Annotated in this window: 17 protein-coding genes; 8 read left to right on the top strand and 9 right to left on the bottom strand. The window is 61.3% G+C overall.

Annotated elements, in window-relative coordinates:
• Positions 1-34: 34 nt before the first annotated feature.
• The 4 genes from PspCFBP13508_RS26610 to PspCFBP13508_RS26595 form a co-directional block, all read right to left on the bottom strand.
• Positions 35-958, bottom strand: a complete 924-nt coding sequence (locus tag PspCFBP13508_RS26610) for a biotin-dependent carboxyltransferase family protein (protein ID WP_137216225.1) — start codon at positions 956-958, stop codon at positions 35-37.
• Complete coding sequence (gene pxpB / locus PspCFBP13508_RS26605) at positions 955-1659, bottom strand: 5-oxoprolinase subunit PxpB (protein WP_137216224.1); 705 nt, start codon at positions 1657-1659, stop codon at positions 955-957. The genes PspCFBP13508_RS26610 and pxpB overlap by 4 nt, the downstream gene beginning before the upstream one ends.
• On the bottom strand, positions 1656-2408 hold the full coding sequence (locus tag PspCFBP13508_RS26600) for a 5-oxoprolinase subunit PxpA (RefSeq protein ID WP_137216223.1): 753 nt from the start codon (positions 2406-2408) through the stop codon (positions 1656-1658). Before PspCFBP13508_RS26600 ends, pxpB begins: the two co-directional genes overlap by 4 nt.
• A 62-nt stretch (positions 2409-2470) precedes the next feature.
• Positions 2471-3757, bottom strand: coding sequence for an MFS transporter (locus PspCFBP13508_RS26595; RefSeq protein WP_137216222.1), 1287 nt, complete (start codon positions 3755-3757; stop codon positions 2471-2473).
• A 159-nt stretch (positions 3758-3916) separates the two neighbouring features.
• Between PspCFBP13508_RS26595 and PspCFBP13508_RS26590 the strand changes: the two genes are divergently transcribed.
• A complete protein-coding gene (locus PspCFBP13508_RS26590) occupies positions 3917-4831 on the top strand; it encodes a LysR family transcriptional regulator (protein ID WP_137216221.1) in 915 nt (304 codons plus the stop codon).
• Positions 4832-4921: 90 nt separating this feature from the next.
• Here the strand turns inward: PspCFBP13508_RS26590 and PspCFBP13508_RS26585 are convergent, their stop codons facing one another.
• From PspCFBP13508_RS26585 to PspCFBP13508_RS26575, 3 genes are read right to left on the bottom strand one after another with little or no spacing between them, the layout of a single operon-like run.
• On the bottom strand, positions 4922-5464 hold the full coding sequence (locus PspCFBP13508_RS26585; RefSeq protein ID WP_016771223.1) for a DUF2937 family protein: 543 nt from the start codon (positions 5462-5464) through the stop codon (positions 4922-4924).
• Positions 5465-5476: 12 nt separating this feature from the next.
• On the bottom strand, positions 5477-6253 hold the full coding sequence (locus tag PspCFBP13508_RS26580; protein WP_024012022.1) for a class II glutamine amidotransferase: 777 nt from the start codon (positions 6251-6253) through the stop codon (positions 5477-5479).
• Between the two features lie 15 nt (positions 6254-6268).
• Positions 6269-6766 (bottom strand): hypothetical protein, encoded by a 498-nt coding sequence (locus PspCFBP13508_RS26575; RefSeq protein ID WP_016771225.1) that lies wholly within the window; start codon positions 6764-6766, stop codon positions 6269-6271.
• Between the two features lie 236 nt (positions 6767-7002).
• Here PspCFBP13508_RS26575 and PspCFBP13508_RS26570 point away from each other — a divergent pair, with 236 nt between their 5' ends.
• A complete protein-coding gene (locus PspCFBP13508_RS26570) occupies positions 7003-9057 on the top strand; it encodes a S9 family peptidase (protein ID WP_137216220.1) in 2055 nt (684 codons plus the stop codon).
• 195 nt (positions 9058-9252) lie between these two features.
• The gene (locus PspCFBP13508_RS26565) at positions 9253-9726 is read left to right on the top strand and encodes a cyclic nucleotide-binding domain-containing protein (protein WP_016771227.1); all 474 of its coding nucleotides are present in this window, start codon (positions 9253-9255) and stop codon (positions 9724-9726) included.
• Here PspCFBP13508_RS26565 and PspCFBP13508_RS26560 read toward each other — a convergent pair.
• The gene (locus tag PspCFBP13508_RS26560) at positions 9723-10007 is read right to left on the bottom strand and encodes a hypothetical protein (RefSeq protein ID WP_137216219.1); all 285 of its coding nucleotides are present in this window, start codon (positions 10005-10007) and stop codon (positions 9723-9725) included. The two genes, PspCFBP13508_RS26565 and PspCFBP13508_RS26560, sit on opposite strands and share 4 nt — an antisense overlap.
• A gap of 79 nt (positions 10008-10086) precedes the next feature.
• Here PspCFBP13508_RS26560 and PspCFBP13508_RS26555 point away from each other — a divergent pair, with 79 nt between their 5' ends.
• The 4 genes from PspCFBP13508_RS26555 to PspCFBP13508_RS26540 all read left to right on the top strand — a co-directional run bounded on the left by PspCFBP13508_RS26555 (position 10087) and on the right by PspCFBP13508_RS26540 (position 12306).
• On the top strand, positions 10087-10773 hold the full coding sequence (locus PspCFBP13508_RS26555; RefSeq protein WP_016771229.1) for an MnmC family methyltransferase: 687 nt from the start codon (positions 10087-10089) through the stop codon (positions 10771-10773).
• Positions 10774-10822: 49 nt separating this feature from the next.
• Positions 10823-11194: a YajD family HNH nuclease gene (locus tag PspCFBP13508_RS26550; RefSeq protein ID WP_003222612.1), complete on the top strand. Its 372-nt coding sequence runs from the start codon at positions 10823-10825 to the stop codon at positions 11192-11194.
• Between the two features lie 182 nt (positions 11195-11376).
• Positions 11377-11847 (top strand): RNA methyltransferase, encoded by a 471-nt coding sequence (locus tag PspCFBP13508_RS26545; protein WP_007911337.1) that lies wholly within the window; start codon positions 11377-11379, stop codon positions 11845-11847.
• Positions 11848-11928: 81 nt separating this feature from the next.
• On the top strand, positions 11929-12306 hold the full coding sequence (locus tag PspCFBP13508_RS26540; protein ID WP_110645006.1) for a DUF2892 domain-containing protein: 378 nt from the start codon (positions 11929-11931) through the stop codon (positions 12304-12306).
• 121 nt (positions 12307-12427) lie between these two features.
• Here the strand turns inward: PspCFBP13508_RS26540 and PspCFBP13508_RS26535 are convergent, their stop codons facing one another.
• Positions 12428-12877, bottom strand: coding sequence for a YcgN family cysteine cluster protein (locus PspCFBP13508_RS26535; RefSeq protein WP_016771232.1), 450 nt, complete (start codon positions 12875-12877; stop codon positions 12428-12430).
• Between the two features lie 164 nt (positions 12878-13041).
• Between PspCFBP13508_RS26535 and PspCFBP13508_RS26530 the strand changes: the two genes are divergently transcribed.
• Positions 13042-13635, top strand: a complete 594-nt coding sequence (locus PspCFBP13508_RS26530) for a nitroreductase family protein (protein WP_137216218.1) — start codon at positions 13042-13044, stop codon at positions 13633-13635.
• The last annotated feature ends 136 nt before the right edge of the window (positions 13636-13771 follow it).

The following is a 13771-nucleotide window of genomic DNA, read 5'->3' as shown; positions in this document are numbered from 1 at the left end:
TTTACCTGTGGGAGCGAGCCTGCTCGCGAAGCTTTTAGCGATCTTTGAAGCGCTGCAAATATTCGACATGCTCGCGGTGCGCGACGTCCTGCACCACCGGCCTCATTCTCACTTTCGCTCCCGGCAGGCATTGCGCCAATCTTGCCAGTGCCAGCGGTGTCAACGCGCCCAGGCGCGGATAGCCACCAATGGTCTGCCGATCATTGAGCAACACAATCGGCTGCCCGTCCGGCGGCACCTGAACCGCGCCCAACGGAATCCCTTCGGAAATCATCGGCGCGCCCTGATATTGCAACGCCGCACCGAGCAAGCGTATGCCCATGCGGTCGGCGCGACTGTCGATGGTCCAGGCGCTGTTGAAGACATCGAACAGGCTCTGCCCGCTGAACTGGCCGATCTGAGCTCCGAGCACCAAGTCCAAAGGCGCATGCGTTTTGAAATCCGGCCGCAGCGCCGAAGGCATTTCCCGTACTGCCAACGCTTCGCCGCTGTAACCGAGCACTGCCCCTTTGGCGAGCGGAAGGCCCATGCCATCAAGCCCGCCCAATTCTTCGCGCAGCACCGTGGCACTGCTGCCCAATACCTTCGGCGCAGTGAAACCACCGGGTGCGGCCAAATAAGCCCGGCCGCCGAGCAACGGCTGGGTGAAGCGCAATGTCTGCCCTTTCGCCAACCGGAAGCTGCGCCACGGCGCCAGCGGTTGGCCGTCGATCTGCGCGCCGAGATCCGCTCCTGCCAGCGCCAACAGGCAATCCTCCTCAGCCACCACGGCAAACCCGCCGAGGGTGATTTCAACCACCGCCGCATCCAGTTCATTACCCAACAGCCAATTGGCCCAGCTCATCGAGCACCAATCCGCCGCGCCGCCCTGGGTCACGCCCAGATGTCGCACGCCAAACCGCCCGGCATCCTGCAACAGGCACAGCGGTGTGCTGGCTTCGATCGTCAATCGACTCATGCCAACGCCTCCAGTGGGGTGTCATCGCCGCCCAAGCGTATGAATTCGGCGTGATCGACGGCTTCGAAGCGCACCGTGTCGCCCGGTTGCATCAGGCTGTAGCCGTCGCGATGGCGATCAAACAGTTTCGCCGGGGTGCGCCCGATCAGGTTCCAGCCACCGGGCGAGACCACCGGATACGCTGCGGTCTGCCGTTCGGCGATACCGACGCTGCCGGCGGCGACTTTCTTGCGCGGTGTGCTCAAGCGTGGCGCGGCGAGCATTTCTTCGACCAGGCCCATGAAGGCAAAACCCGGCGCAAAGCCAAGAGCGAACACCTGATATTCCCGTGCGCTGTGGCGACGAATCACCTCCTTCACCGCCAGCCCGCTGCGTTCGGCCAACAGGCTCAGTTCCGGGCCGACACTCAAGTCATACCAGACCGGCAAGACATGACACTGCCCAGCGCTTCGCGCATTTGGCGACAGGTCAACCAACGCCTCGGCGATCAATTCGCGCGCCTGCGCCGGACTCAACAGCGTCAGATCGTAATGCACCATCAGCGTCGTATAGGACGGCACCAGATCGATCAGCTGCGCGCCGAATGCCGCGCGCAAGCGCTCGCTGGCGGCGAGCATCCACGGCATGTTGGCTTCGGCGATTTCATCGAACAGACGCAGCATCAGGCAATCGAGCGCCACCACTTCAACCCGTGGATTCATGACGCACTCGACTGCTGCAAGGCCTGACGAATATGCCGCACGGCGGCCACGGAACTGGCGTTGTCGCCGTGGACGCACAAGGTATTGGCGCGCAGGATCAAGGCGCTACCATCGCTGGCGCTGAGTTCGCCGCCACGGGCGATGGTCAACGCTTGCTCGATGATTTTTCCGGCATCGTGATGCACGGCGCCCGGCAGTTGCCGTGAGACCAGCCGGCCAGCGCTGTCGTAGGCACGGTCGGCGAACGCTTCAAACCAAAGAGTTACGCCGTATTCATCGCCGATCTGCTGCGCCGCAGCGTTGTCTCGGGTCGCCATCAACATCAGCGGCAAGCTGCGGTCATAAGCGGCCACGGCCTGCACCACTGCGCGCAACTGCGCCGGGTTGGCCATCATGTCGTTGTACATCGCGCCGTGGGGTTTGACGTAACTCACACGCCCGCCCTGCGCCTTGCAGATGCCGTCGAGGGCGCCGATCTGGTAATGCAGGATGTCCTGCAGCTCTTGCGCGGAATACGCCATGGAGCGCCGGCCGAATCCGACCAGATCCTGATAGGCCGGGTGCGCGCCAATCTGCACGCCGTGTTCGAGGGCCAGCGCCACGGTTTTGCGCATGATGCTCGGGTCGCCGGCATGGAAACCACAGGCAACGTTGGCGCAATCGATGAAGGGCATGACTTCGGCGTCCAGACCCATGGTCCAGCTGCCGAAGCTCTCGCCAATGTCGCAATTCAATAGCAGGCGGCTCACGGTGAACACTCCTGTAGCTGCTGGTCTTTTTATCTGTAGGAGACTTCTGCGCAGGGTATCAGTTACTGCGCGTCGAGTTGCTTGCCACGGGTTTCCGGCAGGCTCAGCGCCGCGAGAATCACCACGCCGTAAGAAACCGCCGCGAAGGCGCCGATGCCCATGCTCAATGGCACTTTCTGACTGAGCAGGCCGATCAGCAGCGGAAACAACGCAGCCAGTGCGCGGCCGATGTTGTAGCAGAAACCCTGGCCCGAGCCGCGAATCCGTGTGGGGAACAATTCGGTGAGAAACGCGCCCATGCCGCTGAAAATCCCCGAGGCGAAGAAGCCCAGCGGAAAGCCCAGCCACAGCATCACGCCGTTACTGACCGGCATCTGCGTGTAGAGCAGAACGATGGTGAATGAGCCGACCGCGAACAAGATGAAATTCTTTTTCCGTCCGAGCAGGTCGGTCAGATAAGCGCTGATCACATAGCCGACGTAGGAACCGACGATTACCATCGCAAGATAACCACCGGTGCCGAGCACGCTCAACCCGCGTTCATTCTTGAGGAAGGTCGGCAGCCAGGAGGTGATCGCGTAATAACCGCCCAGCGCACCGGTGGTCAGCAACGACGCGCGAAACGTGGTGAAGAGCATGCCAGGGGCAAAGATCTCGTAGAACCTCGCCGGGTTTTCCGGGGTTTGCGCGGCTTTGGCTTCGCGATAAATCTCAGGATCCTTCACCAGGCGACGGACAAAAATCACGAATATCGCCGGCACGATGCCAAGGATGAACAGCGCGCGCCAGGCATCTTCCGCTGGCAACACGGAGAACAGCAACGCGTACAGAATCGCCGTCAGGCCCCAGCCCAGCGCCCAGCCGGATTGCACCATGCCCACCGCTTTGCCGCGATCCTTGGCGCGGATCACTTCACCGATCAACACCGCGCCAGCGGTCCATTCACCGCCGAAACCGAAGCCCATCAGGGTGCGAGCGATCAGCAATTGTTCGTAGTTTTGCGCGAAACCGCAGAGGAAGGTGAAGAAGGCAAACCACAGCACCGTCAGTTGCAGGGTGCGCACGCGGCCGATGCGGTCGGAGAGGATCCCGGCGACCCAACCGCCGATGGCCGAGGCAATGAGGGTGCTGGTGTGAATCAGCCCCGCTTCGCCAGTGGTGATGCCCCACATCGCAATCAGCGTCGGCACAACGAAGCTGAGCATCTGCGTGTCCATGCCGTCCAGACCGTAACCGATCTTGCAGCTCCAGAATGTGCGGCGCTCCTGCTGGTTGATGTTGCGATACCAGTCGAACGGCCCGGGGCGCGTCACAGGCTTGGATAACGGGAGGGTGTCGGGAGCACTCATGGCAAATCTCCGCAGGGCTTTTATTGGTCTTGTTCGAAGCTCCGACGACGCCTATCGTGGGAACCGGATGCGCCGATTTTTCGTCGCCCTGCCCTGCGCCGTCCAACGAATAAAAACCCGCCTTAGGCATAAGAAAAATTTGTCAGCCGAGCCTTGTCCATGAATCTGAAGTTTCTCGAGACCTTTGTCTGGGTCGCGCGCCTGAAGAGTTTTCGCCTGACCGCCGACAAGCTGTTCACCACCCAGGCGTCGATTTCCAGCCGAATTGCGGTGCTCGAAGGCGAACTGGGCGTGAAGCTGTTTCTGCGCGACTCACGCGGCGTCAGCCTGACCCCGGAAGGCTTGAAGGTGCTCGATTACGCTGAACAGATGCTCGACACCATGGCGGCGCTGAAACAATCGATCGAGACCCGTTCGAGCAAGGTCGGGCGGGTGCGTATCGGCGTGATGGACACGGTGATTCATACGTGGCTGAGCCCGCTGGTGGCGCAGATGACCGATCTGTATCCACGGGTGGAGATCGAGTTGGTCGCGGATACCGCGCTGAACCTCTGCGATCAGCTGCAAAAAGGTTTTCTCGATCTGGTGTTGCAAACCGATCTGATCCGCCACGAAAGCGTGCGCAGCCTGGAGTTGGCCAGCCATCCGCTGGGCTGGATCGTCGCCAGCAATTCGATCTACAACCGCAACTACGCCGACCTCGCCGAACTGGCGCAGGAGCGGATCATCACTTACTCGAAAAACTCGCGACCGCATCAGGATATCGTCGCCCTGATGCAGGCCAACGGCGTGCTGGCGCCCCGGTTGAATTGCGTGAATTCGGTGTCGGCGATTACCCGTTTGTTGCGTGACGGCTTTGGTATCGGCGCGCTGCCGCCGGTGCTGGTGGCCGAAGAACTGGCGCGCGGCGAATTGATCTTGCTCGACATTGACCAGCGGCCGGCGAATCTGCCAGTGGTGGTGTCGTGGCGGGTCGGGGTTGAGTGGGTCGAGGAGATTGTGACGTTGTGTCAGCAGGTGCTGGCGGGGTATGCGCACAGAGTGGGTGGAACCTACATCGTGTTGTGTACTTGAAAAGCAAAAGATCGCAGCCTTCGGCAGCTCCAGGCGTTCACATTCCCCTGTAGGAGCTGCCGCAGGCTGCGATCTTTTGCTCTGGAGCCCTTAGAGGCCGCGTACGTCGCGATCTTCGATCGGCCGGCTCTGACGTAGACGCCGGCCGCCGAGCACTACCCAGTCGATCAGGCGGAACAGGCATTCGATGCCGAACGACAGTAGCAACGCGCCGCTCATGCCCCAGATCATTGCCTCTGGCGTCAGCAGGATCTGATAGCTGTAGCCGTTCCAGGTTTCCTTGCGAATGTCCGGATCGGCGGCCAGGACCACTTGCAGGAAGCGCACATACCACGGGCCTTGCATCGCCTGGAATTGCTTGTCCAGCGCGACCTGGCGGGTGAGCAAGGTGTTCAGGCTGTCGGCATCGCTGCGGAAAATCGGGTCTTCGCTGGCCCGGTAATGCGCGACCAGCGCCTGCATATCGCCTTTGAAAAACTGGTCGGCCGTGCCTTGGAAACCACGCAGGCCGGTCTGCGCTTCGATCAGGTGCGCTTCGACCCGCTGGGCATAATCGTTGATGAACCCCGGGACCTGGACACCGATCAACAGGCCCGCCGCAAACAACACCAGCCGTAGATAACTGAGCAACATGGATGCAAATCCTTATTCGGTCTTGCCCTGGCTGACGCATTCGCCGCGTCGCCACAGGCTCCATTGGCCCGGTTCGTAGCGGGTCCAGGTTTCGTTTTCGGTCAGAGGCTCGGTGGCGATCACCGTGACCACGTCGTTGGGCGTGGTTTCGGCCTGGAAGTCGACAATCACATCGACATCCTTGAGCCGCGCCGGGCCGAACGGTGCGCGGCGGGTGATCTGAGCCAGTTTGGTCGAGCAGTAACAGAACAGCCAGTCGCCGTCGCTGAGCAGGCAATTGAACACGCCCTTACTGCGATATTCAGCGCAAGCCGCGACCAGATCCGGCAGCAGCACTTCGATATCGACCGGCTCGGGGAAGGCTGCGCGTACCCGGTTGAGCAGGTCGCAGAATGCCGCTTCGCTGTCGGTATCGCCGACCGGGCGGTAGAAACTCTTGATCGGGGTGAAGTCAGCGAGCTGGCCGTTGTGCGCGAAACACCAATTGCGCCCCCACAGTTCGCGGACGAACGGGTGGGTGTTGGACAGGCAGACCTTGCCGACGTTGGCCTGGCGGATGTGGCCGATGACCACTTCGCTCTTGATCGGATAGCGCTGCACCAGGTTGGCCACTTCCGACTCGCTGCTCGCTGCCGGGTCCTGAAACAGACGCAAGCCGCGCCCTTCGTAGAAGGCAATGCCCCAGCCGTCGCGGTGCGGGCCGGTACGACCGCCGCGCTGCATCAGGCCGGTGAAGCTGAACACGATGTCGGTCGGCACGTTGGCACTCATGCCCAGTAATTCACACATGTGCGGACTCTCGGGTTACAGACGCGGCTCGACCCGCATGCGCTGCGGATTGTTCGGCACTGGCGGGCGACCGTAGCGGTCATCACCGGCGCCGCCGAACGGTTGATCATCGTCGCGCTCTTCGGCACGGGCGGCGGCCTTGGCGGCCTCGGCGCGTTCACGCCGCGCTGTCGAGGCGCGCTCGATCGGCAGGCGGATCAAGACGAAAACCAGATACACCCCGAAGGCGATCATGCCGTACATGAACAGATCGGAAACCGCGCGCCAGGCGTTGTTGCCGACCTTGAACAGCATGTCCAGGGCGGTGATGGCGATGGCCGGTGCAACTTTGGCTTTCACCGGATCGACGATGGTCGGGCTGAACAGCAACACCGCCATCAGCACACGCAGCGGCTCGCGCAGCCAGCGCCACATCCAGGTGGTCAGGCGCATCCATACCAACAGGCAGCCCACGGCGGCAAAGGCGTAAAGGCCCCAGGCGATCAGATAGTCGTTCTCGGTCATGGTGTCCATGGCAAGGCAGGCAAATAGGCGCTTATAGTAACGACTTTTCGCCCATGCGGCTTGTCCCAATACCAGACGGCCAGCAGCCGCCCCTGTGGGAGTGAGCCTGCTCGCGAATACGGACTGTCAGTTGCAACAGCGTTGCCTGACACACCGCTTTCGCGAGCAGGCTCGCTCCCACAAGGGCTGCGGCGCTTTCAAGACCTGCGAACAACCCAATTCCGAATATTGTCCGAGAGCCTCCCATGCCCGAATCCGCCAATGTCATGACTGCCCCGATTGCCCAGCGGGCGCCCGGCGCCGACCCGTATGCCTGGCTGCAGGAGCGCGACACCGACGCGGTGCTCGACTACCTCAAGGCTGAAAACGCTTATCAGGAAGCGCAAACCGCCGATCAGGCCGAGCTGCGCGAAAGCCTGTTCAATGAGATCAAGGGCCGGATTCTCGAGACTGATCTGTCACTGCCCTCGCCTTGGGGACCCTACCTGTATTACACGCGCACCACCGCCGGTGACGAATACGCCCGGCACTATCGCTGCCCGCGTCCTGCCGACGACAGCCTGACCCTAGATGAAAGCCGCGAGCAGCTGCTGCTCGACCCGAATGCGCTGGCCAACGGCGGCTTCTTCTCGCTCGGTGCGTTCAGCATCAGCCCTGATCACCAGCGCCTGGCCTACAGCGTCGACGCTTCGGGCGACGAGGTCTACACGCTGTTCGTCAAAGAGCTGTCCAACGACAGGGTCAGCGAACTGGAATTCGAGGACTGCGACGGCAGCATGACCTGGGCCAACGACAGCCTGACCCTGTTTTTCGGTGTGCTCGACGACACCCATCGCCCGCATAAACTGTTCCGCTATCGCCTCGACGGCACTGCCGCCGAAGAGGTTTTTCACGAGCCGGACGGGCGGTTCTTCCTTCATTGCTACCGCGCCAGTTCCGAACAGCAATTGCTGCTGTCGCTGGGCAGCAAGACCACCAGTGAAGTCTGGGCGCTGGACGCCAATCAGCCACATCTGCCATTCAGCTGCCTGGCGCCACGGGTCGAAGATCACGAATACGACGTCGACCACGGCCTGCTCGATGGCGTCTGGACCTGGTTTATCCGCACCAACCGCGACGGCATCAACTTCGCTCTGTATCAGGCCCCGGACACTGGCGTACCGCCAAGCGAGGCCGACTGGCAGAACCTGATCCCGCACAACGATGATGTGATGCTCGACGGCGTCAGCCTCAACGCAGAGGCGATGACCTTGAGCCTGCGCGAAGGTGGTCTGCCGATCATTGAGGTTCACCCGCAGGGCCAGGCGTCGTATCGCGTGCAATTGCCCGATGCGGCCTACAGCCTGCATGTGCAAAACAGCCTGGAATTCGAGAGCGATCGCATTCGCTTGCGCTACGAAGCGTTGAACCGCCCGGCCCAGGTGCGCCAGTTGATCCTCGCCAGCGGCGAGCAAACGGTGCTCAAGGAAACCCCGGTACTCGGCCCGTTCGATGCCGATGCCTATGTCAGCCAGCGCCTGTGGGCGACTGCCCCGGACGGCACGCAAGTGCCGATCAGTCTGGTGATGAAGCGCGAGATGATCGGCAGACCGGTGCCGCTGTATCTGTACGGTTACGGCGCCTACGGTTCCAGCCTCGATCCGTGGTTTTCTCACGCGCGCCTGAGTCTGCTCGATCGCGGCATGGCTTTCGCCATCGCCCACGTACGCGGTGGTGGTGAATTGGGCGAAGCCTGGTATCGCTCCGGCAAGCAGGAACACAAACACAACACCTTCAGCGACTTCATCGCCTGCGCCGAATTCCTGATTCTCAACGGCATCACCTCGGCGGAGAAACTGGCGATCAGCGGCGGCAGCGCCGGTGGTTTGCTGATCGGCGCGGTGCTCAATCAGCGCCCGGATCTGTTCGGCGTAGCGATTGCCGAAGTGCCGTTCGTCGACGTGCTCAACACCATGCTCGATCCCGAGCTACCGCTGACCGTCACCGAATACGACGAATGGGGCAACCCGGAAGAACCGGACGTCTATGATCGGATCAAGGCTTACGCGCCGTACGAAAACGTCACCGCGCAGGCTTATCCGCCACTGCTGGTGATCGCCGGCTACAACGACAGCCGTGTGCAGTATTGGGAGGCGGCCAAGTGGGTGGCGAAATTGCGCGCAACCAAGACCGACGACAACGTGCTGCTGCTCAAGACCGAACTGGGCGCCGGGCATGGCGGTATGAGCGGGCGTTATCAGGGATTACGTGACGTAGCGCTCGAATATGCATTTGTGTTCAAGGTTTTGCAGATTGCCTGAGGAACTCTGAGGGTGGCTTGGGTCTTAACAGCAGACCCAAAGCCTCCACCGATTCCCTGTGTAGGAGCTGCCGAAGGCTGCGATCTTTTGGTCCTTGTTTTGAACAACAAGATCAAAAGATCGCAGCCTTCGGCAGCTCCTACATGGAGACCGTGTGCTCCTTGGAAACAGTGATAACAAAAAGACCGCATCGACATGTCTGAACCGACCTTTCTGAACAACGAAATCCGCGACTGGCTGATGGACTGTGGCCTGTTCGATCAATTGCAGCTGGCCGACTTTGCGGCCGCTTCCGGTTACTTCAGCATCAGCACCGTGGCTGAGGGCGAGGCGATTTTTCGCGAGGGCGATGCCGGCAGTTTCATGTGCATCATCCACACCGGCCAGGTCGCCGTGCAGAAAACCGGCGCCGACGGCCAGGTCATCACCATGGCCACCCTGCGCAGCGGCCGCGCCTTCGGTGAAATGGCCGTGCTCGACGGCGAACGCCGCTCGGCCACGTGCATCGCGGCGAGCAACTGTCAGTTGCTCAACCTGGGCAAGGACTCGCTGGAAAAAATGCTCAACGACGCACCGAAAATCGCCGCAAAAATCATCCGCGCCCTCGCCGTCTCGCTGTCCAAACGCCTGCGCATGGCCGACGGCCAACTCGCCGCGCAACAGGTTTAACCGCCGGGGGACTTGACCTTGTTGCCGTTCGGCTCGATGCCCGGCACCGGTTGATCCTTGCTCGGCGGGCTGGGCATTTCGATCGGCACCAGCGGCGGGCTGCCGCTGCCGGCGCCCGACTTGGGCAGGGTGATCGGGGTGATCTGCGGATACGGCGTCGGCGTCGCGGTGCCGGGCGAACCGGGCTGCGGCGTCGGGCTGACGGGAATGCTCTGCTGGGCCTGCACTGCAGTAATCGCGAGCGCGGCCAGGGTAATGACCGTTAGAATGGTGCGCTTCATCAAGGGCTCCGTTTGGCCTTAGTCTGTGCTCAGGCTACTCCCAACGCGCCTGCTTGCCTTCCCCCCTGTAGAGATTTCCATGAAACGTTTCGTTCTGCTCGACACCACCCCGATCCCTGAAAACGGCGGTGCCTTGTGCCTGTTCGAGTATGGCGAGGACTTCGTCATCAAGATCCAGGGTGGCGACGGCGGGCAGTTGATGAACACGCGCATGCACGGTTCAGAAGACGCACTGGCCGAGATTCCCTGCCGCAAGGTCGCCGGCCGGCCGAATTCGCGGGTGTTGATCGGCGGCCTGGGCATGGGCTTCACCCTCGCCTCGGCACTCAAGCATCTGGGCAAGTCCGCCGAAGTGGTGGTCGCTGAGCTGGTGCCCGGCGTAGTCGAGTGGAATCGCGGCCCGCTCGGGGAAAAATCCGGTCGCCCATTGCTCGATCCGCGAACGGTGATCCGCATGGAAGATGTGGCCAACGTCCTGCAAAGCGAGCCGAACGGTTTCGACGCGATCATGCTCGACGTCGACAACGGCCCTGAAGGCCTGACTCAAAAGGCCAACAGTTGGTTGTATTCGGCTGCTGGTCTGAATGCCTGCGCCAAGGCCCTGCGCCCCAAAGGCGTGCTCGCGGTGTGGTCGGCCAGCGCCGACCGGCAGTTTTCCGACAAATTGAAGAAGGCCGGCTTCAAGGCCGAAGAAGTCCAGGTCTTCGCCCACGGCAACAAGGGCACCCGCCACACGATCTGGATTGCCGAGAAGCTCAAGGGCTGAGCTAAACTCTGCGCATAACCGTCATCAGTCTTTCTGCAAAGGTGAACCCATGAGTTCGTCCACCCCCACCAACACGTCGAAGCTGGACCGCATCCTCGCCGACAACCAGCGCGACAAGGAAATGGGCTACCGCGACAAGGCCCTGAAGATGTACCCGCACGTCTGCGGCCGCTGCGCCCGTGAGTTTTCCGGCAAGCGCCTGAGCGAACTGACCGTGCACCACCGCGACCACAACCACGACAACAACCCGCAGGACGGCTCGAACTGGGAGCTGTTGTGCCTGTATTGCCACGACAACGAACACTCGCGTTATACCGATCAGCAGTATTTCGGCGACGGCTCGCTGAGCACACCAAAGATCGCCAAGGCCACGCATAACCCGTTTGCCGCCCTGGCTGGCCTGATGAAAAAAGAAGACTGAAGACTTTCATCGCCTGAGCTGGCCCTTTCGCGAGCAGGCTCGCTCCCACAGTTGGAATGCGTTCCCCTGTGGGAGCGAGCCTGCTCGCGAAGGCGGCCGACCAGACATCACAAATCTCGAATCTGCCCGCCCTCCCCCAATCCCCGTATAATCGCGCTCTTTTTCCCGAAGGCACCCCGCTCGTGGCAGACAAACGGTACAGCTGCATTGGTTTGTATAACCCCAAATCACCAGAGAACGTCGGTTCGGTGATGCGCGCCGCAGGCTGTTATGGCGTGGCGTCGGTGTTCTACACCGGCAAGCGTTATGAACGCGCCGCCGACTTCGTCACCGACACCAAACGCGTGCACTACGACATCCCGCTGATCGGCATCGACGACCTGAAAAAAATCCTCCCGCTCAACTGCGTGCCCGTCGCCGTGGAACTGGTCGAAGGCGCCCGCCCATTGCCGGAATACACCCACCCCGACCGCGCCCTGTACATCTTCGGCCCGGAAGACGGTTCGCTGGATAAAGAGATTCGCGACTGGTGCGAAGACGTCGTGTACATCCCGACCACCGGCTGCATGAACCTCGCCGCCACGGTCAACGTCGTGCTCTACGATCGTATGGCCAAAGGCTTGAACACCCGCTCCGGGCCGAAATTCCGCTGAAGCGTCGCACATTCGATGGAACAAGCTGACCGCCGTGGCAGTCAGCTTATCTATCAATCGCACCCTGCCTGGAGATAGATCATGAGCGAGCTCAAACGCGTAGAACGCATCGAATCCACCCCGTTCCAGTCGCCTTCGCATAAAAACGTGCACGGCTGGGAGCGCGTCGGCTCGTTGACCGGCGGCGTCCTGATGGTCGGCAAGGGCCTGCGCCGTGGCGGCGTGTTCGGCCTGATTCAAGTGGCGCTCGGCGGCATGGCCGTGGCCCGTGGCATTACCGGGCACTGCTCGGCGAAAAGCCTGCTGGAAAAAGGCCGTCAGGACATGAGCAACGTGCGGGCGAAGATCGAACGCGCCGGGGAAGAACTGAGCAAGCTGAAAACCAATGCCGAGGTGGCCACCGAAACGGCGACCGTTACCGGCAATGATTCGCTGACCTCGCCGAAGGCTGGGGTTTGAGGTTTTAAAGCAAAAGATCGCAGCCTCCGGCAGCTCCTACACGGAATCACGTTTTCCATGGTAGGAGCTGCCGAAGGCTGCGATCTTTTGATCTTTACGGGTTCAAGAACCCACCACTTCATCAGCCCGCGCGAAAAATCAGATGATCTTCCCAGTCATCCTCCGGCACGCTGCCTTCGGCGAGCATGCGCCCGGACTGGGAAATCCGCTCATGGTGCACCGCATCGCGGTCGCCACACACCAGGTGATGCCATAACGGCAGATCCTTGCCTTCGCTGACCAGACGATAACCACAGGTTGGCGGCAGCCATTTGAATTCTTCCGCCTGCCCTGGCGTTAGCTGAATGCAGTCGGGGACAAACTTGATCCGGTTCGGATAATCGCTGCACTGGCAGGTCTTCAGATCCAGCAGTTTGCAGGCGATGCGCGTGTAATAGACGCTGTTGTCTTCTTCGTCCTCGAGCTTTTGCAGGCAGCACAGACCGCAGCCGTCGCACAGCGATTCCCATTCCTCATGATCGAGTTGATCGAGGGTTTTGCGTTTCCAGAACGGTTCGACTATCGCGGCCATGGCTCAAGCATCAACATCAAGGTGGTGAAAAGGCCGCCAGTCTAGTGCCAGCGAGCGCAAGGGCCAAGCGCTGGCGACTGTCGGTAAATCCGCTTGTCAGCCCCAGCGCCGCCCAGTAGGGTTTTGCAGCGAACTTCTTCCCCCTCCGTTGCAAGGAATCCTGCATGAGTGCCAACCCTCGCGTTGCCGATTACGCCATTCACCCGCAGTTCACCGAGCGCTGGTCGCCCCGCGCCTTCACCGGCGAAGCGATTGCTGAAGAAACCCTGCTGAGCTTTTTCGAAGCCGCGCGCTGGGCGCCGTCGGCGTACAACTCGCAACCGTGGCGCTTCCTCTATGCACGTCGCGATACACCGAACTGGGAGCGTTATCTGGGCCTGCTCAACGAATTCAACCGCAGCTGGGCACAGCACGCTTCGGCGCTGGTGATCGTTATTTCCAAGACCACGTTCACTGCACCGGGTGCGACGGAAGAATCCCCTGCCCTGTGGCATACCTTCGATACCGGTTCGGCGTGGGGCCATCTGGCGCTGCAAGCGAGCCTCAGCGGCTGGCACACCCACGGCATGGCCGGCTTCGATCAGGAGTTGACCCGCAAGGAACTGAACATTCCTGAGGAATACGCCCTGCACGCGGCAGTGGCGGTGGGCAAACTCGGTGACAAGGCCACCCTGGCCGAGTACCTGCAAGCCCGCGAAACGCCGAGCCCGCGTCGCCCGCTGAGCGAGCTGGTGGCTGAGGGCGATTTCACCCTTTGAAAGCAAAAGATCGCAGCCTTCGGCAGCTCCTACATGGGACTGCATTCCAAATGTAGATACCGTCTTGAGCCTCACCGGGCAAGCGCAAGTTTCGGGTCATATGGCAGTCCTGACTTGAGCACTCCGTAAACGAAGT

Origin of the sequence: Pseudomonas sp. CFBP13508, assembly GCF_005233515.1 — a bacterium.
GTDB lineage: Bacteria > Pseudomonadota > Gammaproteobacteria > Pseudomonadales > Pseudomonadaceae > Aquipseudomonas > Aquipseudomonas mercuritolerans.
This window is presented reverse-complemented; position numbering and strand designations above follow the sequence as displayed.